Here is a 23899-nt window from a genome sequence, read left to right on the forward strand (position 1 = left end):
TTGTTTGAAAAGTCTGACAATACAAGGGCTAGATGAGATTTAGATGATGATATCTATTTTTTTCTTTGTTTTTTTTAATAAAATAGGTTGACATCACCATGGAAAAGCGTTAAATTATTAATAACATAAAGATTAGAATAAGATTAAAAATGAATGAACTGATGATAAGCGTTCAACCTAATAAAAAAAACGAGGAGGTAATGACTATGAAAACGATGAATACAAAAGCAATGAATACTCAATCAACATTTAACGCAGTCATTACATTCTTATTACTTTAGAGGGCTTTGAACACTGAAAATATTCAGTAGTTTGAGTCCTGTTTTCGATTTACAAAACGGGATTCTAGCTACTAAACAGTTAGACATCCCATTGTTTCGGGATGTCTTTTTTTATCAAAAAAATCAAATGCTAATCAAAAGAAATGGGGAAATACCAATGCGTAGTGACAAAATCAAAAAAGGGGTTGAACAAGCTCCAGCAAGAAGTTTATTACATGCAACAGGACAGATTAAGGCATCAGGTGACATGGATAAGCCATTTATTGCAATCTGTAATTCTTATATCGATATTGTTCCAGGACATGTTCATTTAAGAGAACTAGCAGATATTGCCAAGGAAGCGATTCGTGAAGCTGGTGGTATTCCATTTGAATTTAACACTATTGGAGTTGATGATGGGATTGCAATGGGACATATCGGGATGCGCTATTCCTTGCCCAGTCGAGAAATCATTGCAGATGCTGCTGAAACGGTAATTAATGCTCATTGGTTTGATGGAGTTTTTTATATTCCCAACTGTGACAAGATTACACCAGGAATGCTACTGGCAGCGGTTCGGACAAATGTACCAGGAATTTTTTGTTCAGGCGGTCCTATGAAAGCAGGACTTTCAGCAGATGGCAAAGCTTTGACATTGTCTTCAATGTTTGAAGCCGTTGGAACGTTTAAAGAGGGAAAAATGACTAAAGAAGAATTTCTTGATATGGAAGCCAATGCGTGTCCAACTTGTGGTTCTTGTGCAGGAATGTTTACAGCCAATTCAATGAACTGTCTGATGGAAGTTCTAGGAATGGCTGTTCCTTATAATGGTACAGCATTAGCTGTTTCAGATGAGCGTCGTGAGTTGATTCGTCAATCTGCTTTTCATTTGATGGACTTAGTTAAAAATGATATTAAACCTAGAGATATCATCACCAAAGATGCGATTGATGATGCATTTGCCCTTGATATGGCGATGGGTGGTTCAACGAATACAGTCTTGCATACGTTGGCTTTGGCTAATGAAGCTGGAATTGACTATGAATTAGAACGAGTTAACGATATTGCCGCTCGAGTGCCTTATTTATCTAAAATTGCTCCTTCATCTGCTTATTCAATGCATGATGTTCATGAAGCTGGTGGTGTTCCAGCAATTATCAACGAGCTGATTAAAGTTGGTGATGCGATTCATCCAGATCGAATAACGGTTACTGGGAAAACGTTAAGAGAAAATAATCAAGACAAAGAGATTTTAAATGAAGCCGTTATTCATCCGAAAGAAAATCCATATAGCCCAGTTGGTGGTTTATCAATGTTATTTGGGAATATTGCTCCTAAAGGCGCAACCATTAAAGTTGGTGGGGTTGATCCTTCTGTCACTGTATTTGAAGGAGAAGCGATTTGTTTTAGCAGTCATGATGAGGCTGTTGAGGCGATTGATAATCATACGGTTACTCGTGGTCATGTTGTAGTTATTCGTTATGAAGGACCAAAAGGCGGTCCAGGTATGCCAGAAATGCTAGCTCCGACTTCTTCTATTGTAGGAAGAGGTTTAGGTAAAGAGGTTGCATTAATAACTGATGGGCGCTTCTCAGGAGCTACTCGCGGTATTGCTGTTGGTCATATTTCACCAGAAGCTGCGGCAGGTGGTCCGATTGCGTTAATTCATGACGGAGATCGCATCACGATTGATTTACCAAATCGTACAATTAATGTCAATGTTAGTGATGAAGTTTTAGCAGAGCGTAGAACGGAATTGCCACGTTTTAAAGCTAAGGTAAAAACAGGTTATCTAGCACGTTATACAGCATTAGTAACTTCTGCTCATACAGGTGGCGTATTGAAAATTCCTGATGAACTATTAGGCGATTAAATAAAAATAGTCTGCTTTTAATTTTGTTCTTACAGGATTAAAAGCAGAGAAATTTATTGGAGAGGAGTGATGATATGTCAAATAAACAAAGAATAAGAACGGGAGCACAGTTACTAGTCGATTCTTTAGAAAAACAAAAGGTCGATGTAATTTTTGGATATCCTGGTGGTGCCGTTTTACCCTTATATGATGCTTTCTATGATGCGAATATTCCTCATATTTTGACGCGACATGAACAAGGGGCCGTTCACGCTGCCGAAGGATATGCCCGAGTAACAGGAAAAGCTGGTGTAGTTGTAGTAACAAGTGGTCCCGGAGCAACAAATGCTTTAACAGGAATAGCAGATGCTATGAGTGACTCCATTCCTTTAGTAGTTTTTACAGGTCAAGTACATAGACCGGGAATTGGAAAAGATGCATTTCAAGAAGCAGACATGTTAGGACTCACGACACCAATTACCAAATACAACTATCAAATTAGAGATGTTAAAGAAATTCCTCGAATTATTAATGAAGCTTTCTACATTGCTACAACAGGTCGAAAAGGTCCCGTTGTGATTGATATTCCTAAAGATATTGGGTTTTTAGAGACGGATGAAACCAGTCCAGAACAGATTGATTTACCAGGCTATCAAACAAGCTACCCAATTGCAGAAGAACAAATTCAACAAGTTATGGAGCAATTAAAAAAAGCGAAAAAACCATTGATTTTAGCAGGAGCGGGAGTAAATCACGCAGGAGCAGGAAGTGAATTGTTAGAATTTTCCGAACGTTATCAAATTCCAGTTGTTAATACATTGTTAGGGTTAGGGAGTTTTCCTTATGAACATTCATTATTTACAGGAATGGGTGGTATGCATGGTTCTTATACTGCCAATATGGGATTAACGGAATGTGATTTTTTAATTAATTTTGGTTCCCGTTTTGATGACCGTTTAGCAAGTGCGCCAAAAGAATTTGCACCAGAAGCAACAATTGCCCATGTTGATATTGATCCTTCAGAATTAGGCAAGGTTATTCCAACCGATATCCCGATTGCAGGAGACGTAAAGGAAGTTTTAACTCATTTGTTGCAACAGAACTTAACTGAAAAAGTAGATACAAGCGAATGGCAAGCTTTAACCCAAAGTCGCAAGAAACGTTATCCGTATGGTTACAAAGATTCAACAGAAGTGATAAAGCCACAAAAGGTCATTGAGATTATTGGCAAAATTACTCATGGTGATGCTTTAGTTGCTACAGATGTTGGACAACATCAGATGTGGACAGCGCAATATTATCCATTTAAACATCGCTATCAGATAGTTACTAGTGGTGGTCTTGGTACAATGGGATTCGGAATTCCGGCAGCAATTGGGGCACAGTTAGCTTTCCCAGATAAAACGGTAGTCTGTATTGTGGGTGATGGTGGTTTTCAAATGACGAACCAAGAACTAGCGATTTTACAAGAATATCAACTAAATGTAAAAATAGTTATCTTGAATAACGGAGTTTTAGGTATGGTTCACCAATGGCAAGAAAAATTCCATGGAGCCCGTTTTTCTCATTCTGAGTTTAATAGTCAACCGGATTTTATTAAGTTGGCTGAAGCGTATCATATTAATGGTGTTTTGTTGAAAAATCCAGCTACTCTGGAAGCAGATTTAACTGCAGCTTTTAATCAATCTGGTCCAGTTTTAATTGATATCCAGATTCCAGCAGATGAAGTTGTGTTGCCAATGGTTCCATCTGGTCAACCAAATCATGCAATGGAAGGGGTGGGGTAGATGCGTAGAGTCATTACAGCAACAGTCAAAGATGCAACAGGTGTCATGAATCGTTTTACAGGAGTGATTTCTCGCAGACAGTACAATGTTTCTAGTATTTCAGTTGGACGTACGATTGAGCCAGAAGTTTCAAGAATTACGATCGTGGTTGATATCGATACAGAAGATGAAGCGCAGCAAGTGATTAAACAATTAAATAAACAGATTGATGTTTTAAAAGTTAAAGATATTACAGATTGTCCACATTTAGAGCGTGAATTAGCGTTAATTAAAGTAACAGCTCCACTTGCTATTCGACCAGAAATCAATGCGATTTTAGAGCCTTTTAGAGGACAGATTATTGATGTTGGGACAGATAATGTTGTGGTTCAAGTAACTGGAACAAGCGAAAAAGTAGAAGGCTTTATTGACTTAATCGCCCCATATGGCATTTTACAAATTGCCCGAACAGGCGTAACCGGCTTCACTAGAAGTCCTAAAAAATAAGGAATAATGATTCAACCTATAAAAAAATAAAAACTTGGAGGAACAAACATATGACAAAAGTATACTATGATAACACGGTAACAGAGGACGCATTAAAAGGTAAAAAAATCGCTGTAGTTGGCTACGGTTCGCAAGGACATGCTCATTCACAAAACTTACGTGATAACGGGTATGATGTTGTGATTGGAATTCGTGAAGGAAAATCAGCTGAAGCCGCTCGTGAAGATGGTTTTACAGTTTTATCAGTAGCAGATGCAGCGAAGCAAAGCGATGTTATTATGGTACTTTTACCAGATGAGACACAAGGAGATATTTATGAAGCGGAGATTGCTCCCTATCTGGAAGCAGGCAATGCTTTAGTGTTTGCACATGGATTTAATATTCATTTTGGCGTAATTACTCCACCAAAAGACGTAGATGTTTTCTTAGTGGCACCAAAAGGACCAGGACATCTAGTTCGTCGTACATTTGTTGAAGGAGCAGCGGTACCAGCATTGTTTGCTGTTTATCAAGATGCAACAGGTCAAGCTCGTGAATTAGCTTTGTCCTATGCGAAAGGTATTGGCTCAACTCGTGCTGGTGTGTTAGAAACAACCTTTAAAGAAGAAACTGAAACAGATTTATTCGGCGAGCAAGCTGTTTTATGTGGTGGTGTAACTAGTTTGATCCAAGCAGGATTTGAAACATTAACAGAAGCAGGTTATCAACCAGAAGTTGCTTACTTTGAAGTATTGCATGAAATGAAACTAATCGTTGATTTAATGTATGAGGGCGGTATGGGCAAAATGCGTCATTCAATCTCAAATACAGCAGAATATGGGGACTATGTTTCTGGACCACGTGTAATTACTCCTGCAACAAAAGCAGCGATGAAAGAAGTGTTAACAGATATTCAAACAGGTGCATTTGCTAAAGCTTTTGTTGATGATAATAAAAATGGCTTTAAAGAATTTAAACAAATGCGTGCAGCAGGACAAGGTCACCAAATTGAAGAAGTTGGTGCGAAGTTACGTGAGATGATGCCATTTGTAAAACCGAATAACTAAGAAAAATTTTACTGAATTTTGTTTAGTCAGCAGCCTTTTCCTAGTAAAAAACAGGAGAAGGCTGTTCGCTACACAATCAACTAAACTATAAATAGAAAAGATGGTGGAATACATGAGTTATATTCAATTTTTTGATACAACATTGCGAGATGGAGAACAGACACCGGGAGTTAATTTTAACCAAAAAGAAAAAGTCCAAATTGCGCTGCAATTAGAAAAATGGGGTGTTGATGTGATCGAGGCTGGATTTCCAATCTCTTCAACAGGAGATTTTGAATCGGTTAGAGAAATTGCGAATACCTTACAAAAAGCAACTGTTTGTGGCTTAGCTCGCTGCGTTGAAGCAGATATTGATTGTGCTTATGAAGCTCTTAAGGGAGCCGTTTCACCACAAGTACATATCTTTTTAGCAACAAGTCCAGTTCATTTGGAATATAAATTAAAAATGAGCCAAGAAGAAGTTTTACAATCGATTGCTCATCATGTTACCTATGCAAGAAGTAAGTTCGAGAAAGTTCAATTCTCACCAGAAGATGCAACACGAACTGAATTAGACTTTTTAACAAAAGCGGTTCAAACGGCGATTGATGCGGGGGCAACGATTATTAATATTCCAGATACTGTTGGCTATACAAATCCAACTGAATTCGGGGCGTTATTCCGTCATTTAAGAGAGACAATTCCAGAATTTGATGAGGTTATTTTCTCTACTCATTGTCATGATGATTTAGGAATGTCAGTGGCCAATGCTTTGGCAGCAATTGAAAATGGAGCACGTCGAGTTGAGGGAACAATTAATGGGATTGGTGAGCGTGCTGGCAATACCTCATTAGAAGAAGTTGCCGTCGCATTGCATATTCGTCACGATTATTATCAGTCCGAAACGGGAATTACTCTTAATGAAACAAAACGAACCAGTGATTTGGTAAGTCGTCTTTCAGGAATGGCAGTGCCGAAAAATAAAGCAGTGATAGGTGCAAATGCATATGCCCATGAATCGGGTATCCATCAAGATGGCGTCTTAAAAAATCCAGACACCTATGAAATTATTACGCCAGCTTTAGTTGGTGTAGCAACAAATTCTTTGCCACTAGGGAAACTTTCTGGCAAGCATGCTTTTATTACTCGAATTGAGACAATGGGGTATCAACTATCTGAAGAGGATGCGAAAGCGGCCTTCAAACGATTTAAACAATTGGCTGATTTGAAGAAGCAAGTAACCGAAGAAGATTTACATGCGATTATTTTAGGACAAGTTGCAGAAGAGGGAACGAAGTATGAATTGACTCATTTGCAATTGCAATATATTTCTGGCGGCATTCAAGGAGCTATTGTGAGTATAGCTGGTGAACAAGAAGATACTATTCTTGAAGATGCTGCAACAGGTTCAGGAAGTATCGAAGCAATCTATAATACGATTGATCGAATTCTGAAAACAGATGTCGAATTAACTGATTATCGCATTCAAGCAATTACCAAAGGACAAGATGCTCAAGCTGAGGTTCATGCAACAGTTAAGGTCGAAAATGGTGAGTTTTTCCATGGAATTGGAATTGATTTTGATGTCTTAAATGCCTCGGCTAAGGCTTATTTACAAGCAAGTGGGAAAGCTAAAGATCAAAGTAGAGAAGAGGTGACCAAATAAATGGACTATCAAATTGTAGTATTATCAGGTGATGGGATTGGACCAGAGATTATGGCAGGTGGACTAGTTGCTTTACAAGCAATTGAAGAGGTTTTCCAACATCGTTTTCAAACAACAGACTACCCTTTTGGCGGAGCTGGGATCGATGCGGAAAATGATCCGTTGTCTTCAAGAACCTTGGCGGCTTGTCAAAAAGCGGATGCGATTTTGTTAGGTGCAATTGGCGGTCCAAAGTGGTCAAAAGCAGTGAAAACTCCTGAAATGGGGCTATTACAATTACGAAAAGCGCTAGGTTTATTTGCTAATATTCGCCCGATTCAAGTGCCGGATAGTATTGCACATCTATCGCCTTTAAAAGCTGAGATTGTTAGTGGTAGTGATTTTGTTGTGGTACGTGAATTGACTGGAGGTATCTACTTTGGTGAACCTAGGCATTGGAATGATAAAGAAGCCTTAGATTCGCTCGTTTATACTCGTGAAGAGATTCGCCGTATTTGTGTGCAGGCCTTTGAATTGGCTAACAAGCGTAAGAAAAAGATTACTTCTATTGATAAAGCGAATGTTTTATCTTCTAGTAAATTGTGGCGTAAAGTCGTTGAAGAGGTAGCATTAGATTATCCAGAAGTAACGTTGGAACATCTCTATGTAGATGCAGCAGCGATGTTATTAATTCAAAAGCCAACTAGTTTTGATGTGATGGTAACAGAGAATTTATTCGGTGATATATTAAGTGATGAAGCTTCGGTTATTACGGGTTCTTTAGGGATGTTGCCATCGGCTAGTCACGGTGTAAATGGCCCTTCTGTATATGAGCCAATTCATGGATCAGCTCCTGATATTGCTGGAAAAAATTGTGCCAATCCCATGTCGATGATTTTATCAGTGGCGATGATGTTACGCGAAAGCTTTTCTTTAGAACAGGAAGCCGCAGCAATTGAGGCTGCAAGTAACCGTGTGATGGAAGCAGGCATTTTAACTACTGATTTAGGCGGGACGGCAACAACAACGGAATTCACAGAAGCGGTGAGACAAGAAATTATTAAAGGAGGTCGAGGATAATGGGAAAAACGATGTTTGATAAGTTGTGGGATCGTCATGTTATTTATGGAGAAGTTGGTGAACCGCAATTATTATATGTTGATTTGCATTTGATTCATGAAGTGACCTCACCTCAAGGCTTTGAGGGGCTTAGAGTAGAAGGCAGAACGGTTCGTCGTCCTGATAAAACTTATGGGACGCTAGATCATAATGTTCCAACAGAGGATATTTTTAATATTCAAGATTTAGTTGCAAAAAAGCAAATTGAAGCTTTGCAAAAAAATTGTGCTGAATTTGGAATTACTTTAGCAGATAATGGTAGTGAAAATCAAGGGATTGTGCATATGGTAGGACCAGAAACAGGCTTGACTCAACCAGGGAAATTGATTGTGTGTGGAGATTCTCATACGGCTACTCATGGTGCTTTTGGAGCGATTGGTTTTGGAATTGGTAGTAGCGAAGTAGAGCATGTGCTAGCGACTCAATCGATTTGGCAACAAAAACCAAAAACGATGGGAATCGAGATTACTGGAAAGTTGCCTCGTGGCGTTTATGCAAAAGATATTATTTTGCATTTGATTGCGACGTATGGCGTTGCTTTTGGAACGGGATATGCAGTTGAATATTATGGTGAAACTATTGAGAATATGACAATGGAAGAACGAATGACCATTTGTAATATGGCAATTGAAGGTGGCGCAAAAATGGGCATGATGGCACCTGATGAAACTACGTATGAGTATATTCGAGGACGGGAATACGCACCAGGAAACTTTGAGAAAGCTGTTGCTGATTGGAAGACTTTACCAAGTGATTCAGATGCTCTCTATGATTTAGATATTAAAATGGATGCTTCTAAGCTAGCACCGTATGTAACTTGGGGAACGAATCCAGAGATGGGAGTACCTTTTACAGAGGAGTTTCCAGTAATTGAAAATATGAATCATGAACGTGCTTATCGTTATATGGGGTTAGAACCAGGACAAAAAGCTGAGGAAATAGAACTAGGTTATGTTTTTATTGGATCGTGTACAAATGGTCGCTTGTCTGATTTGCAAGAGGCAGCTCGTTTCGTTGTTGGTCAGCAAGTTAAAGAAGGCATTCGGGCGATGGTTGTTCCAGGTTCTAGGCAAGTAAAATTTGCTGCTGAAAAAATTGGATTGGATCAGATTTTTAAAGATGCAGGGTTTGAGTGGCGCGAACCTGGATGTTCTATGTGTTTGGGAATGAATCCTGATCAAGTTCCCGATGGTGTCCACTGTGCATCTACATCAAATCGTAATTTTGAAGGACGACAAGGAAAAGGCGCTCGTACTCATCTTGTAAGTCCCGCGATGGCCGCTGCTGCTGCGATTCATGGTCATTTTATTGATGTGAGACAGGAGGTTGAAATTTATGGAAGCCATTAAAGTTCATGAAGGTCAGATTGTTGCATTGATGAATGACAACATTGACACCGATCAAATTATTCCAAAAGCATTTTTAAAACGAATTGAAAAAACCGGATTTGGTGAATTTTTATTTGATGAATGGCGCTATTTACCAGACCGTTCGTTAAATCCGGATTTTGCATTAAACGATCCTGAACGTCAAGATGCGACTATTCTAATTACTGGTGAGAATTTTGGCTGTGGTTCTTCTCGAGAACATGCAGCTTGGGCCTTGTTAGATTACCGTTTTCGTGTAATTATTGCAGGCGGATATAGCGATATTTTTTATATGAATTGTACGAAGAATGGTGTTTTACCGATTCAATTGCCACAGAAAGTTCGGCTGGAGTTGGCGAATTTAACACCATCCGAGACCGTGACCATTGATTTGCCGAATCAGTTAGTGAAGAGTCCTGTGGGTGATTTTCCATTTGAAATTGATGCCGTCTGGAAACACAAATTTATTCATGGCTTAGATGATATTGGAATTACATTGGGAAGTCATCAGGAAGCACTCCAAAAATATGAAGATAAATACGATTATCAATATAGTTGAAAAGTAAAAAGGGGATGTCTATGTGAGTGAAAGTCAATTAGTTACAAAGAAAGAGGTGCTAAAAGCTAGAGAAGTTTTACGTTCTGTTGTGAAAGAAACACCTTTGGAAAAAGATTTATATTTATCTGAGAAATATGATTGTACGGTTTATTTGAAACGGGAAGATTTACAATGGGTACGTTCTTTTAAGTTGAGAGGAGCATATTATGCGATTTCACAATTGAATGAAATTCAGTTAGTTAATGGGGTAGTTTGTGCAAGCGCTGGAAATCATGCTCAGGGAGTGGCCTTTACTTGTGCCAAACTAAATATTCCAGCAACGATTTTCATGCCGACGACGACACCGCAGCAAAAACAAAATCAGGTGAAATTTTTCGGTAAGGATAAGGTGACGATTATCTTAACTGGAGATACATTTGATGAATGTTCTAAAGAAGCGATTGCCTATTCTGAAAAGATGAATTGTGCTTTTATTCATCCATTTGAAGATCGCCATACAATAGCTGGGCAGGGAACCATTGCTGTTGAAGTATTTGATGAATTGGCTAAGGAAGATGTTAAACTGGATTATTTATTTGCAGCAATCGGTGGAGGCGGCTTAATCTCAGGTCTATTAAGTTATACCGATGAGGTAAGCCCAACGACTAAGATTGTTGGCGTTGAGCCTAGTGGAGCAGCATCTATGGCGAAGTCTTTAGAAGCTGGTGAAGTCGTTTCTTTAGATAATATAGATAAATTTGTTGATGGTGCTTCGGTAGGAAGGGTTGGTGGTTTGAATTACCAACATTGTGTGGAGCTTGTTCATGATGTGATTGATGTTGAAGAGGGCTTAGTTTGCTCGACTATTCTTGATATGTATACAAAGCAAGCAATTGTAGCAGAACCAGCAGGAGCATTGTCAGTAGCCGCGTTAGAACCGTATCGTGAAGAAATTAAAGGGAAAACAGTTGTTTGTATTATTAGTGGCGGTAATAATGATATCAACCGGATGCAAGAAATCGAGGAACGTTCTTTGTTATTTGAAGGATTGAAATTGTACTTCTTAGTGAATTTTCCACAGCGTCCGGGAGCATTAAAAGAATTTGTTAGTGATGTTTTAGGTCCCAATGATGATATTACAAAGTTTGAATATACAAAAAAAGTCAATCGTGGAAGTGGACCAGTTGTTATTGGAGTTTTACTGAAATATAAGGAAGACTCAGCTGGGTTAATTGAACGTTTAACAGTGTTTGATCCAACGTATATTTCAATTAATGACAATCAAATGCTCTACACATTGCTTGTATAGGCTTATTTGTCTGAATAAAGGCTAGAGACAATTTTATTATTGTTTCTAGTTTTATTTTTTGCCGATTTAGTGTAAAGTAACTATATGGAAATCAAGGATGAGTAAGGAGAGGTTTGTGCAAAATGAAGGATCAAAATGAATTAGAAAAATATAAAAAATCAGCTAAGAAATTAACATTATTTGGAGCGGTTTTATTATCGATTACTACGTTATTATCTGTATTGCAAGTTGTATATTTGATTGCATTAAGAAATACCGATTTATCTAAGATTAAAGAATTGACGGATGAACAGGCAGCAAATATCAAATCTTCAGTTACAAATTCAACAATTTTATTTTTTGGAGCAGTTGCTTTAGTATACTTACTCTTTACAGTATGCATGTATGTATTTAGCTCTAGAATCAAAAAAGATCTTAAGATTTCTGTGATTCCCTATTATGGAGCGATTGTTTTAGTAATGTATTCATTTTTACAAAGCGCTTTGGCTGTTAACTTATTTAATGCGGTCTTATATCTGATTACAGGTGTTGTAACAGGAATTGCCTTAGTGTTTGTTTATCAAGTTCGAAAAATGTAATGAAATTGTTTCACGGGAAACAGTTAAATAAAAACGTCTGAAGTCCATTTTACTAGTGGACCTTCAGACGCTAATTTTTTATGTTTATTTGTGTGTAAATGTAATTTCTGGTGAAGCAAAATCTTTATTTTTAAGCATTAAATCTTTACCTTGAAGAGTAAAATTGAAATTTGTTAAGCGATAATTAAAGTAAGAGTCTACATCGATCTCAGCAAATGCAGCTTTGTAAGCCTCTTTTGTATAAGTTAGAACAAGTTCTTTTTTAGTTTCACTTTTCACTTTTACTTGGTCAGTTAAGCTTTTGAATTCTTTGATCTGTTCATCTTTAATTATTGTTTTATCTAAAACAATAGACACAGTTGTATCTTTAACATCGTATTGATTGATTCCTTTGCGATTCAATGTACTAGTGAAGACTAAATCCATACCTTTGATCCCATTCATATCAACAAAACTAAATTTTGATTCAGAACCTTTATTGACAATTTGGAAAGTACCCGCAGTGTTTGTACCATTCCATGTTCCGCCAATCTTACTGTAAAATGGAAATACATAATAGCCAAAAATTAAGACAGCGACAATCATAATACCAAGTAAACTATATAGGATTTTGCCCATATGTTTGGCAATTTTTCCTTTAGGTTCTTCGTCTTCAAAGTCTTCAGGCTCAAAATCGCCATCATCAAGAATTGCTAACTCTTCATCAGTTAATTCTTCATCTAAATCAAGATCGGTATCAGTAGCTTCGACAGTATCTGCCGAGTTAGCGTCTTCAGCAATAATAACGACATCTTCAAGGCTCTCTTTTGTTTCTGATGTAGGAGCTGTTTCAGAAGTTGGATTCTCAGTGTCATTTTGTGTCGCTTTTTCTTCAGTTATCTCTAATTCTTCAGGTGTGTTTTTTTCAGTCATTGTGTGTGTGATTCCTTCCCTATTTTTAATTTTATACAAACAACAAGTCTCGCTATCCATGTTTAAACTCCAATAAAATGGATTAATTTTTTAGAGTTTTACTAAATTTCTGATCAATATGTAAATCGTATTGTACAGACTCTAAGCTCTATTATATAACATTTTTCTTAGTTTTGGCGTATTTAATTTTTACTTCAAAGAGCGAAATTTAGAAAAAATAAGAATTTTTAAAAGTAAAAGGAAGTTTAATCATTTAATGAAATAAATGATGTTGTTTTTTTATTAATGATAACATGAAGTTTATAAAGGTTTGGATTGATACGTTTGATAAAAACGTTGTTTTTTTATCAAGGGAATCCCAGTCTGAATACTTCTTAATTAAATTGTGACAATTAAGAAAAAAACTTAAAAAAAAGCATCATTGTACTAATTAAATAGACAAAGGGGATATTGAAAAATAAAAATTAAAGGATTTTAAGGATGATTGACAAAGAGCATTTTGAAGAGTATCCTTGAAAAGAAAGCTATATTTTAAAAGGTTTTAGCAAAATAAATAGATTCATATAAATGATTCGGTGCTTAGCTCAATTCTAGTTTTTCTAGGAGTTGAATTAAGTACTTTTTACTTAGTTTATTGTAGTTGGAGGAAGTTGGAACATGTTAGATTTAACAAAATTTAAAATTGGGTTACGTACGTTAAAAACAGGAATTAGTGTTTTTTTATGTATGCTTATTTTTACTGTATTTGATCGAGGAACACCAATTGTCGCTACGTTAACAGCGGTATTTGCGTTGCGTGAAGATATGAATAATACTCTGAAATTTGGTCGACATCGAATTGTTGGAAATACCTTTGGTGCCATTTTTGCTGTGATTGTTATTTTATTGTATGAATGGATCGGCAATGTGGTGGTGGTACAGTTAGTTGCAATTCCAATCTTAATGATGGTAATGATTACGTTTTGCGTAGCCACTGGACATCAAGAAGGCGTTGTTGGAGCATGTGGAACCTTTTTAACGATTATCTTTATGATTCCTGAGAATGAATCTTTTGGGTATGCTCTACAACGGGTAGTCGATACATTTATTGGCACAGGGATTGCATTAAGTGTGAACCATTTGATTCGACCAAAAAAAGAAATAGTTTCATTAGAAGAATGAAAAGTCCTTTAAAAGGGCTTTTTTTCTTTCAAAAATTGACAATTTATTTATATAATGTTATGACATTAATATCAAAGATAAAAGGAGTGTAACGATTAAATGAAAATAAATAACCAAAATACATCCCCATTGTATGCCCAGATTGCGCAGGAGTTACGCTTGAATATTCAAACAGAAAAATGGCAGGAAGGCGATCGAATTCCAACTGAAATGGAATTATGTGAGATTTATCATGTGAGTCGAATTACGATTCGCAAAGCAATTGATGAGTTAGTAAAAGAGAATTTATTGTATCGTGAGCGGGCAAAAGGTACTTTTGTGAGGAAAATGACTCAAGAAGAGGATGAACATTTCACGATTGTTAAAGGTTTTACACAAGAACTACAGGAGCGAGGGAAATTAGCGAAAACAATCTATGTAGAAGTTGAGCGTTCTCATGCAGATAAAAGGTTAGCTAAATTTTTGAACATCCGAATTGGCGAAGAAATTCTAATTTTGAAACGGATTCGTGGTGATGAGAAATCAGTGTTTGCTTATTTTGTTACCTATGTGGCATACAATCAAGTATACTCATTAAATGCAAAAGATTATTATAGTTCTTTTTACGCCTATTTAAAAAAATTAGGAATTGTTGTGAATCAAGAACGTGAATACATTGAAGCCGTTTCTCCAAATCGTGCTATTCAAAAGCGATTAAAGATTAAAGAATCTCAACCTGTTTTAAAAAGAGTCCGTTTTACTTCTCAAGTAAGTCAGAATTTTTATGAATATACAGAATGTTTTTATATTGGCAGTAAATATCGCTATTATTTAGATTTTTCCTAAAATTAAAAACAAGACAAAGTGAGATAAGTCCTTATTTGATAGCGCTTTAAAAAGAACAATTCAGCCAGTTTTCTTGTGCTATAATACATCATAAGGTCATAACAAATAGATATTATGATGATTGTATAGGGAGGTTTTGTTTTGTATAATTCGTTTCCAGAAATTAATATAAAAAACTATCAAGAGGTTTTACAGGGCTATGAATCAATTATTCAAAAAATAAAACTAGAGTTTAAAAAAGCAAGTATGAATGTTATAACAATAGAATGTTATCCTACAACGAATGAAAAAGAACTTTTGGAAAATTTGATTCAGCCGTTGAAGGCAGATTATGTGATTCATGCGGATGATTTTTTCTTTTCTGCAACAGAAATTACAAACCAGATTCAAGAAAATCTAACGGAGGATCGTATTTTTGGGGTAATGAGTCATCAGAATATGGCTGATTTTATTGATTATGAGAAATATACTGAATTCTTTGAAAAAGTGATGCTCAATAAAGAACAAGATAAGAAAGTTGTTATTTATGGTGTTGGAGCATCGTTATTATATGATTTAGATGTCGTGATTTATGCCGATTTAGCTCGATGGGAAGTACAAAACCGTTATCGTTCTGGTGTATTTAGTAATTGGAAAGCTGATAATTATGGTGAAGATTCGTTGCGTATGGTAAAACGAGGTTATTTTTTTGAATGGCCAGTTGCAGATCGTTTAAAGAGAGCTTTATTTGATAAAGTTGATTACTTTTTAGATATGCACCAAGAAGGGCAGCCAATCATGGTTGATGCCAGTAGTTATCAAAAAGCTTTAGAACAAGTAGTTCAGCAACCATTTCGCTTAGTTCCTTATTTTGATCCAGGTGTTTGGGGAGGAACATGGATGCAGAAAAATTTAGGGATTGATCAAGATAAACCCAATTTAGCTTGGGGATTTGATGGAGTTCCAGAAGAAAATAGTTTGTATTTGAAATTCGGTTCGGCACGAATGGAGATACCAGCGAATAATGTTGTCTTTAGTCATCCAATTCCATTATTAGGTCAACGTGTTTATGGGCGTTTTGGAGCAGAATTTCCCATTCGTTTTGATTTCCTAGATACGGTGGGTGGCGGTAATTTAAGTTTACAAGTGCATCCACTAACAGGGTATGCACAGGAAGTTTTTGATAGTCATTATACACAAGATGAAAGCTATTATATTCTAGAAGCTGAAGAAGATGCGACAATTTATTTAGGTTTAAAGAATGGAACAGATAAGGACGAATTAATGACAGCTTTGAGCCAAGCTGAATTGGGAGAAACTTCTTTTCCAGATGAAAAATACATTTATCAGCGGAAGGTAGAAAAACATGATCATTATTCTATTCCAGCAGGGACGATTCATTGTGGTGGAAGCAATGCTGTCGTGTTAGAAATTAGTGCAACGCCTAATCGTTTTACATTTAAGTTATGGGATTGGGGACGTTTAGGATTAGATGGCTTGCCACGTCCAGTTCATTTAGATCATGGAAGCGCTAATATTATTGCTGATCGAGATGCGAATTGGGTAGAACGCGAACTTGTAAATCCGTTTGAAATCATTGCTGAGGGGAAAAAGTGGGTAGAAGAACGAACAGGTTTACATGAAACGGAATTTATTGAGACAAGACGACATACTTTTTCTGGAGATGTTATTCATGAGACTCATGGAAGTGTCAACGTATTGAATTTGGTTGAAGGTGAGGAAGCCGTTGTTGAAAGCTTGGCTGGTGAATTTGAACCATTCGTTATTCACTTTGGTGAGACCTTTATTATTCCGGAAATGATTAAAGAATATCGGATTAAGCCTTATGGTAAAAGTATTGGGAAAGAATTAAAAACTATAAAAGCTTTTGTTCGTTAATGAAATATAGTCAATACAGGAGGTCCAGTTGTGAAAAAACAATACGCTTTGTGTTTGGATGTTGGGGGTACAGAGATTAAAGTAAACCTTCTTGAATCAACAGGAGAGACATATTGGTCACAGGCAAAGACGTACCCTGCCCATGCAACAGAAAATAAAGAAGCAATTTTAGCTAATTTCAAGAACATTATCGTAACCCATTTAAAACAAATCAAGGAACTTGAAGTAGAGCTAAGTGGGATTGGCTTGGCTTTTCCAGGACCTTTTAATTATGAGATGGGTTGGAGTGAGATGCTGGGGTTACGAAAATACGATGCAATCTATCGTGTGAATTTATCAGAATTGATTAAAAGCTGGTTGTTGGAGCTAAATTTTCCAGTGGATATACCACTTGTTTTTGAAAATGACGCCTTAACATTTGCTATGGGAGAAGCTATTTTTGGACAAGCAAATGAAGCTAAAAAAGCCATTTTTCTCACATTAGGAACAGGTTGTGGGTCCGCTTTTATTGAGGATGGTCAGTTTGTCAAAAATAACTATGGATTGGGTGAAACTGGAATGATTTATCAAGATCCATTACTGGATAAAACAGTAGATGATTATGTCTCTAAGGCAGGATTAAATCAACTGACAATTCAAGCTGGTTTTGGTGATTTAGATGGTTATGAATTGTCTTTGGCAGCAGCAGAAGGAAGCCTAGAAGCACAGATAGTCTTTCAAGAATTTGGTCTGTTAATTGGTCAGGCACTCAAAAAATATGTAGCAGTATTTCAACCAGATTGTTTAGTTTTTGGAGGGCAGATTAGTAAAAGTTTAAAATGGATCAAGCCAGGAATTACAGCAAGTTTATCTCAAGAAATAGCTATTTTCCAAAGCCAAGATACAACGTTAAGTACGCTTAAAGGTCTCACTTATTTATTAAAAAATAACGATTCTCGGAGGAATTCAGATGCAGAAAAAGTGGAAGTTGTATTTAATTAATCATTCTCATACGGACATTGGGTATACAGATCGCCAAGAAAAAATTGAACGTTATCATGTTGATTTTATTAAACAAGCAATAGATATTTTAGATGATATTGAATCAGGAGTCAAAAAAGAATGGCAGGGGTACAAATGGACCTGTGAAAATTATTGGCAAGTAGAGAATTTTTATGCAAATGCAAATGAGGAATATCGTCAAAAGTTTGAAAAATATACCAAATTAGGTCTAATTGATATTTCTTTAAATTATTTAAATATGACAGAGTTAGTTGATGAAACAATCTTAAACAAGATGTTAAAAAGAGGACGAGATTATGCAGATCATCATCAAGTGTCTTTAGATTCAGGTATGACGGCTGATATTAATGGATTTGCTTGGGGTTATAGTGAAGCGTTGTATCAAAACGGCATCCAAAATCTATTTTCTTGTTTGCATGCACACCATGGTATTCAACCGCTATATACGAAGCAACGCCCATTCTGGTGGCAGTCTCCTCAAGGGAATAAGATCTTGGTCTGGAACGGTGAGCATTACCAGCTTGGGAATGAATTTTTATTGATTCCAAATACAAGAATGTCTTACCATATTCAGGATGAATTTGTAAATGATCCTTATACAGATCAATTTGAAATTACTGAAAATCGTATTTATCGTTATTTAGATAATCTTGAAAAAGAAGGCTATGAATATGACTTTGTGCCAGCAATGATCTCTGGTTTAATGTCAGATAATGCAGCACCTAATGGACATTTGATGGAAACTATTATGCGCTGGAATCAAAAACATGGAGATAACGTTGAAATTGAATTAACAACACTAACACACTTTTTTGATGTGCTACGTCAACAAAATGATAGCGCTATCCCGACCTATTCGGGCGATTGGGCAGATTGGTGGGCAGATGGAGTCGGATCAACACCAGCACCAACTAAAATTTATCGTGAAGCTCAACGAAAATATCAATTATCACAAAAATTAGATCCAGATATGCAATTAGGTAAATCAGAATTAGTGAAACAAGCAGAGGAACAATTAATGATGTATGCCGAACATACGTGGGGTTTTTCATCGTCTGTTTCAGAACCTTGGAATACTTTAGTAAATGATTTAGATTTTCGTAAGGCAGCTTATGCGGTTAATGGCAACCAAGCTATTTCTCGCAATTTAGATGAAGTTTTAAGTAAGTTAGGCGAGGTATCGATTCGACCTAATCGTGAAAAATTATTTAAAATAATAAATCCTCATGGGAATAAAATTACGGATCAGGCAAAGATTTATATTGAATATTGGGAAGATGTTGAAGGAGATTTCTTTGGAACGAAGTTAGATGGATTTATTGAAGTAGTAGAAGTGAAAAGTGGTCGGATTTTGGCTTCACAGGTGGCTAGAACAGCTCGAGCAATGGAAATTGAATTTATCATTGAGCTAGCAGCTCATGAGGAAAGAATTGTGAAAGTTCGCCGAGTGCAGGCTATTCCAGCAAGAACGGCGGAAAGTTATGCTCATGTTGGTTCTGAAGGTGTTGAAGATTTAGCGAGCTATGCTGGATATCAAGCTCCAAATAACACATATTTAGTGGAAACAGATGCCTATCGAATTGAGCTGGATCATCAAGTGGGTATTAAAAGCTTAGTAGACAAGCAGAATAATCAAGAATTAATTCATGCCGATGTAGAATATGCGCCGTTTGTAGGAGTTTACGAGAAGACCCCTGTTAAAACAGATCCCTGTGACGAGCGTCGTCGAATGGGACGTAATCGTAAAGGTCGAATAACAGAACGTAGCAGTGCTAAATTAACCAATGTTGAAAAAATTGCAGATGGTTCAGTTTATACAACGATTAAGCTAGATTATCAATTAACTGGAACGAATTTGTATAGTGTTCTTTTAAAAGTATATAAAACTATTCCTAAAATTGCAGCAACAGTACGGATTCAAAAGCAAAATGAATGGGCACCTGAAAATCTTTATATCCCACTACCATTTAGTTTAGGTGATGAAAGTGAATTATTTATTGAAAAAACTGGAGCAGTCTTACGACCCGGAATTGATCAATTACCAGGAACAAACACTGATTTTTATTCACTACAAAGTGGTTTAGCCTTTAAAAAAGACAATCAAGCTTTGTTGGTAGCAATTCAAGATACACCGCTGATTACATTAGGTAATTTAGAGCATCATTTAATTGAATTGAGTGGAGCACAAACGCATCAGAAAAATCATGAATTGGTTTATTCTTGGGTGATGAATAATTTTTGGGAAACGAATTTTAAAGTTGATTTATCAGGATTCTATGAATTTGACTATCAATTATATGCTACCAATCAGTTAAAAACAGAACAACAAATGCTGGAAAAATGTCAGGAATTAAATGAAGGGCTGCTGGCTTTTCCGATTTAAGAACCTAATGATGCTAAAAATAAAAAAGGAGTGCAAATAATGACAAAGAAGATGCACATTATTTTTAAAACCCACTTGGATATTGGGTTTACTGATTTGGCAGAAAATGTTATTGAAGGTTATTTTACTGATTTTATTCCCAGAGCATTAGAGTTAGGCGAACAATTATCGGGAAAATTCATTTGGACAACTGGATCTTGGCTGATTGATGCTTATTTAAGTAGTCCTGAGGTAGCTGATCATGATAAGAAAAGAATGGAAGCCGCTATTGAAGCAGGAACAATTGTCTGGCATGGTCTGCCAGTTACAACTCATACTGAATTAATGGATTCAGAGTTATTTAATTATGGATTGTCTCTTTCTAAAAAGTTAGATAAGCGCTATGGAAAGACAACAACTGCAGCTAAAATGACTGACGTTCCAGGACATACAATTGGAATGGTACCATTGTTAGCGAAAGCGGGTATAAACTATCTGCATATTGGCGTCAATGCTAGCTCGGCAATTCCTAATGTGCCAGAATTATTTTTATGGAGAGCTAAGGATGGTTCGGAGATTGTTGTTCAGTATGCACCCGATTATGGCGCGACTTTTCAACGAGAAGGCTGGGATGATTTATTGTATTTTGCTCATAGCCATGATAATTTTGGACCTCCTAAAAATGAAGCAGAGATTATAGCGTTGTATCAACGATTAGAGAAGGAGTATCCTGACGTGGAATTGGTAGCGTTAAGCTTAGAGGCTTTTGCTGAAGTGGCTTGGAATAAACGTAGCGAATTGCCAGTGATTGAAGAGGAAATTGGCGATTCATGGATTCATGGAGTGGGATCGGATCCGAAGAAAATTGCTGAATATGAAATTTTATTAGACTTGCGTAGACAGTGGTTGGCAGAGGGTAGTATGGAACGAGAAAGCCAAGAATATACAGACTTCTCCAAACATTTATTGCTTGTACCAGAGCATACATGGGGTGGGAATGGCAATGTCTTTCTACCCGATTATCGGAATTATTTAATCGATGATTTTGCTGATGCACGAGAGAGGGATCAGATTACGTTTAACCAAAAACGTGAAACGATGGATTTTGCTGATTTGATGGCGGGTATTAGTACAAATATCAATCAAGAAGATTTGAAAAATAAACGTTCATATCAATTATATGAAGCATCGTGGGAGGAGCAAAGAGCGTATATTCAGCAGGCAATATCTGTGCTTTCGCCAAAACACCAAACTCAGGTTAAGGAGTGTTTGGTAAAATTTAATGAGCCAATTCATCCAATTGGTGAGAGTCCTTCAATCCTGATTGGCAAAACGTATCAATTTGGCTTAGTTCAGTTATCTTTTAGTGAAACTGGTGGGATTCAGAAGTTGCAGATAAATCAAAAGGACTTATTAGAATCGGGAAAAGAGTTTGGAAAATTTTCATATGAACGATTTGATTTTGTAGATTATACTCGTTTTCTAAGTCAATATAGCCGATTAAATCAACAGACAAGTAGCTGGGCTTTAGTTGATTTTGCTAAACGAGGAATTGAGGCCTATCCATCGATTCGCCATGAATTGCTTCAGCCTTATATTTTAAAATCAAGAATTGTTGAGAACGAGAATGCAGCCTTAATTGAGTTTGATTTGAAATTTGAGGAATCAGCGGAACAGAATTATGGATTGCCAAAGGAAATTCGCTTAAGTTATGAGGTTGATTACGCAGGGAATCGAATTAGTGGGCAGTTAAAATGGCAAGATAAAAAAGCCAATCGTATGCCAGAAGCCTATTGGTTGGAGACAAGTTTAACTGTAGCGAATCCTTTTCGCTGGCAGATGCATAAGCTAGATGAGCCGATTTCACCATATAATGTAGTAGAAAATGGCAATCGCAATATGCACGCGCTGTCTCATCAGGGTTTGACATATCAAGGAATAGAAGGGAATTTGGCGATTACTAGCTTAGAAGCGCCGTTGTTTTCATTTGGTCGCCGTTCACTACTTCATTTTGATAACAAACAACCTTCTTTGAATCAAAATATATATTTGAATTTATATAATAATATATGGGGAACTAATTTTACTGCTTGGTTTGAAGGAGATATGCTTTATCATTTTGATGTCTACCTTGAGTGCAATGAGTAAGTTTGAATTTGAAAAAGCCAATTCAATTATATGAATTGGTTTTTTATTTATTAAAAATATAATTAAAAATAAGTTGTGTTTTTCAACCAAACTAGTTTATAGAATTCTTAAAATAGTGATTTTTATTCGTTACTTAATTAGATGAAAGATGGATTTTTTTAATTTTTAAAGAATCATTTTTATAACTTACATTTGATGATTTCCAATGTTTTTCCGTAGTGAATTGTATCGAAAATCAATTTGATACATCATTTTTTTATTCATTAAAATTAAAATAACGTGTTTTTAAAAACGTAAAACAAATTAATTATAATAATGGTGATGATTTTTATTATAATAGTAGGTTGGAAAATTGTGAAGAGTATTCAGAAAAAAGAACTGTTAAAAGTCCACGTATTGAAAAATACTTAAAATTCAATTATGAAAATATTAAAACAGTAACCTCAACAGAAAAGTAAGTCATCAACTAAATAGTAAACGAACACTTAGCAAACTCTATTATGTTTATTTCTAGACTAAAACAAAAAGTCACTACAAACTCAGATTGAGAGTTGTAGTGACTTTTTATCTAGTTAATTAAAAAGTCCTGTTATCCAGCTGACAAAATTATTCCAGCCATTTTGAACAGTTTGCATAAAGCCTTTCGCTTCTTCTGAGCTAAGGGTATCACGAGCATTTCCTAACCAGTTTTTTGCATTATTCATAACATCGGTGCCTAATTTATCTAGCTGACTAATTAATTCTTTATTGTCAATCGCTGGTGAGTTCTGGAAGCGAATCATAAAATCAACGATTTGTGTTTTTTGTTCAGGTGTCACAACTTGTTCTAAACTGTTATTTTTAAGTGCTTCATCAACAATTTTTTGAACATCTTCCTTAGTGGCAAGTTGATCTTGTTTTTCACGAATTTTGGCTAATTCTGATTTTATTTCAGCAAAAGCCACATTCAAATTAGCATCACTAAACTTAGAATCACCTTTATTTTCTTCCGAAATAGTTGAAATAACGCCCAGCTCTTCTTGACCAACAGCAATTGCTTCTTTATTTAGACCTTCACCATTTTGATCAAATGCCATAAAAACACCAGCTAATGCACCTTCTCCTGTAACTGGAACCGCAGAAGCAACTTTGATGTTCGCATCAGTAACGCCAGCTGTAATACTGGCATTGCGATACTGTTCTGTTGTAATTAAGGTAATATTTTTAGGCGTCACAACCTCAACTTTAACTCCGTCACCAGCAGAAGTCCGCTGAATCAGTGAGCTAGAAAATACTTGTGAATTAGGATCATTACTTCCTTGTAAGTATTTACCAATTACGGTACCGTCCACCACAAACTCATCTACTTGATCCTCTTTTTGAATTCCTAACAAATTACGAGTTTCTTGGATTTGGGCATCACTTAAACTAATCCCTCTAGTAAAAGCAGGCTTTCCCCATTTTTCATTAATTGGTGTTTGTGCAAATGCTGATGCAGCTCCTAATAAACTTCCAGCAGTAAGAATTCCCACTGCGCTAGCCAGCAGTATTTTTTTTATCGTCATGATAGGTTATGCTCCTTTAATTGAAAGTTAGTGCTTTACTCTATCTATATTGTAACAAGATTCAGTAAGTTGCTACAACTAAATAAGCCATTTCTTATCTT

General features: G+C 36.3%; 18 protein-coding genes. 16 read left to right on the forward strand and 2 right to left on the reverse strand.

Annotation, left to right across the window (positions count from 1 at the left end):
- Positions 1 to 438 precede the first annotated feature (438 nt).
- The 10 genes from ilvD (at position 439) to BR43_RS10330 (ending at position 11966) form a co-directional block, all read left to right on the forward strand.
- Positions 439 to 2133, forward strand: coding sequence for a dihydroxy-acid dehydratase (gene ilvD, locus BR43_RS10285; protein ID WP_034565039.1), 1695 nt, complete (start codon positions 439 to 441; stop codon positions 2131 to 2133).
- A 74-nt stretch (positions 2134 to 2207) separates the two neighbouring features.
- Complete coding sequence (gene ilvB, locus BR43_RS10290) at positions 2208 to 3899, forward strand: biosynthetic-type acetolactate synthase large subunit (RefSeq protein WP_034561747.1); 1692 nt, start codon at positions 2208 to 2210, stop codon at positions 3897 to 3899.
- Positions 3900 to 4385: an acetolactate synthase small subunit gene (gene ilvN, locus BR43_RS10295; protein ID WP_034561749.1), complete on the forward strand. Its 486-nt coding sequence runs from the start codon at positions 3900 to 3902 to the stop codon at positions 4383 to 4385.
- 26 nt (positions 4386 to 4411) lie between these two features.
- The gene (ilvC, locus tag BR43_RS10300; RefSeq protein ID WP_281173984.1) at positions 4412 to 5431 is read left to right on the forward strand and encodes a ketol-acid reductoisomerase; all 1020 of its coding nucleotides are present in this window, start codon (positions 4412 to 4414) and stop codon (positions 5429 to 5431) included.
- Positions 5432 to 5543: 112 nt separating this feature from the next.
- Complete coding sequence (locus BR43_RS10305; protein ID WP_034561753.1) at positions 5544 to 7076, forward strand: 2-isopropylmalate synthase; 1533 nt, start codon at positions 5544 to 5546, stop codon at positions 7074 to 7076.
- Positions 7077 to 8135: a 3-isopropylmalate dehydrogenase gene (leuB, locus tag BR43_RS10310; RefSeq protein ID WP_034561755.1), complete on the forward strand. Its 1059-nt coding sequence runs from the start codon at positions 7077 to 7079 to the stop codon at positions 8133 to 8135.
- On the forward strand, positions 8135 to 9523 hold the full coding sequence (gene leuC / locus BR43_RS10315; RefSeq protein ID WP_034561759.1) for a 3-isopropylmalate dehydratase large subunit: 1389 nt from the start codon (positions 8135 to 8137) through the stop codon (positions 9521 to 9523). The genes leuB and leuC overlap by 1 nt, the downstream gene beginning before the upstream one ends.
- Positions 9510 to 10100 (forward strand): 3-isopropylmalate dehydratase small subunit, encoded by a 591-nt coding sequence (leuD, locus tag BR43_RS10320; protein ID WP_034561762.1) that lies wholly within the window; start codon positions 9510 to 9512, stop codon positions 10098 to 10100. Before leuC ends, leuD begins: the two co-directional genes overlap by 14 nt.
- Before the next feature lie 22 nt (positions 10101 to 10122).
- On the forward strand, positions 10123 to 11388 hold the full coding sequence (ilvA, locus tag BR43_RS10325) for a threonine ammonia-lyase IlvA (protein ID WP_034561764.1): 1266 nt from the start codon (positions 10123 to 10125) through the stop codon (positions 11386 to 11388).
- Positions 11389 to 11510: 122 nt separating this feature from the next.
- On the forward strand, positions 11511 to 11966 hold the full coding sequence (locus tag BR43_RS10330) for a hypothetical protein (protein ID WP_034561767.1): 456 nt from the start codon (positions 11511 to 11513) through the stop codon (positions 11964 to 11966).
- Positions 11967 to 12050: 84 nt separating this feature from the next.
- Here BR43_RS10330 and BR43_RS10335 read toward each other — a convergent pair whose 3' ends face one another.
- Positions 12051 to 12938 (reverse strand): hypothetical protein, encoded by an 888-nt coding sequence (locus tag BR43_RS10335; protein ID WP_245617855.1) that lies wholly within the window; start codon positions 12936 to 12938, stop codon positions 12051 to 12053.
- Between the two features lie 597 nt (positions 12939 to 13535).
- Between BR43_RS10335 and BR43_RS10340 the strand changes: the two genes are divergently transcribed.
- From BR43_RS10340 to BR43_RS10365, 6 genes are all read left to right on the forward strand, one after another.
- The gene (locus BR43_RS10340) at positions 13536 to 14039 is read left to right on the forward strand and encodes an FUSC family protein (RefSeq protein ID WP_034561769.1); all 504 of its coding nucleotides are present in this window, start codon (positions 13536 to 13538) and stop codon (positions 14037 to 14039) included.
- Between the two features lie 99 nt (positions 14040 to 14138).
- Complete coding sequence (locus tag BR43_RS10345) at positions 14139 to 14864, forward strand: GntR family transcriptional regulator (RefSeq protein ID WP_034561771.1); 726 nt, start codon at positions 14139 to 14141, stop codon at positions 14862 to 14864.
- A gap of 141 nt (positions 14865 to 15005) precedes the next feature.
- Positions 15006 to 16742, forward strand: a complete 1737-nt coding sequence (locus tag BR43_RS10350; RefSeq protein ID WP_034561780.1) for a class I mannose-6-phosphate isomerase — start codon at positions 15006 to 15008, stop codon at positions 16740 to 16742.
- 30 nt (positions 16743 to 16772) lie between these two features.
- Complete coding sequence (locus BR43_RS10355) at positions 16773 to 17723, forward strand: ROK family protein (RefSeq protein ID WP_034561783.1); 951 nt, start codon at positions 16773 to 16775, stop codon at positions 17721 to 17723.
- On the forward strand, positions 17692 to 20127 hold the full coding sequence (locus tag BR43_RS10360; RefSeq protein WP_211252922.1) for a glycoside hydrolase family 38 N-terminal domain-containing protein: 2436 nt from the start codon (positions 17692 to 17694) through the stop codon (positions 20125 to 20127). The genes BR43_RS10355 and BR43_RS10360 overlap by 32 nt, the downstream gene beginning before the upstream one ends.
- Before the next feature lie 39 nt (positions 20128 to 20166).
- Positions 20167 to 22254, forward strand: coding sequence for a DUF5054 domain-containing protein (locus tag BR43_RS10365; protein WP_034561787.1), 2088 nt, complete (start codon positions 20167 to 20169; stop codon positions 22252 to 22254).
- A 572-nt stretch (positions 22255 to 22826) separates the two neighbouring features.
- On the opposite strand, the gene BR43_RS10370 is transcribed toward BR43_RS10365, so the two are convergent.
- Positions 22827 to 23798, reverse strand: coding sequence for a DUF1002 domain-containing protein (locus BR43_RS10370; RefSeq protein ID WP_034561789.1), 972 nt, complete (start codon positions 23796 to 23798; stop codon positions 22827 to 22829).
- Positions 23799 to 23899: the final 101 nt, after the last annotated feature.

Origin of the sequence: Carnobacterium gallinarum DSM 4847, from assembly GCF_000744375.1 — a bacterium.
In the GTDB taxonomy this organism is placed as follows: domain Bacteria; phylum Bacillota; class Bacilli; order Lactobacillales; family Carnobacteriaceae; genus Carnobacterium; species Carnobacterium gallinarum.

Coding starts and splice junctions, on each gene's coding strand:
- ilvD (WP_034565039.1), top strand. CDS start 439: ATGCGTAGTGACAAAATCAAAAAAGGGGTTGAACAAGCTCCAGCAAGA.
- ilvB (WP_034561747.1), top strand. CDS start 2,208: ATGTCAAATAAACAAAGAATAAGAACGGGAGCACAGTTACTAGTCGAT.
- ilvN (WP_034561749.1), top strand. CDS start 3,900: ATGCGTAGAGTCATTACAGCAACAGTCAAAGATGCAACAGGTGTCATG.
- BR43_RS10305 (WP_034561753.1), top strand. CDS start 5,544: ATGAGTTATATTCAATTTTTTGATACAACATTGCGAGATGGAGAACAG.
- leuB (WP_034561755.1), top strand. CDS start 7,077: ATGGACTATCAAATTGTAGTATTATCAGGTGATGGGATTGGACCAGAG.
- leuC (WP_034561759.1), top strand. CDS start 8,135: ATGGGAAAAACGATGTTTGATAAGTTGTGGGATCGTCATGTTATTTAT.
- leuD (WP_034561762.1), top strand. CDS start 9,510: ATGGAAGCCATTAAAGTTCATGAAGGTCAGATTGTTGCATTGATGAAT.
- BR43_RS10330 (WP_034561767.1), top strand. CDS start 11,511: ATGAAGGATCAAAATGAATTAGAAAAATATAAAAAATCAGCTAAGAAA.
- BR43_RS10335 (WP_245617855.1), bottom strand. CDS start 12,938: ATGGATAGCGAGACTTGTTGTTTGTATAAAATTAAAAATAGGGAAGGA.
- BR43_RS10340 (WP_034561769.1), top strand. CDS start 13,536: ATGTTAGATTTAACAAAATTTAAAATTGGGTTACGTACGTTAAAAACA.
- BR43_RS10345 (WP_034561771.1), top strand. CDS start 14,139: ATGAAAATAAATAACCAAAATACATCCCCATTGTATGCCCAGATTGCG.
- BR43_RS10360 (WP_211252922.1), top strand. CDS start 17,692: ATGCAGAAAAAGTGGAAGTTGTATTTAATTAATCATTCTCATACGGAC.
- BR43_RS10365 (WP_034561787.1), top strand. CDS start 20,167: ATGACAAAGAAGATGCACATTATTTTTAAAACCCACTTGGATATTGGG.
- BR43_RS10370 (WP_034561789.1), bottom strand. CDS start 23,798: ATGACGATAAAAAAAATACTGCTGGCTAGCGCAGTGGGAATTCTTACT.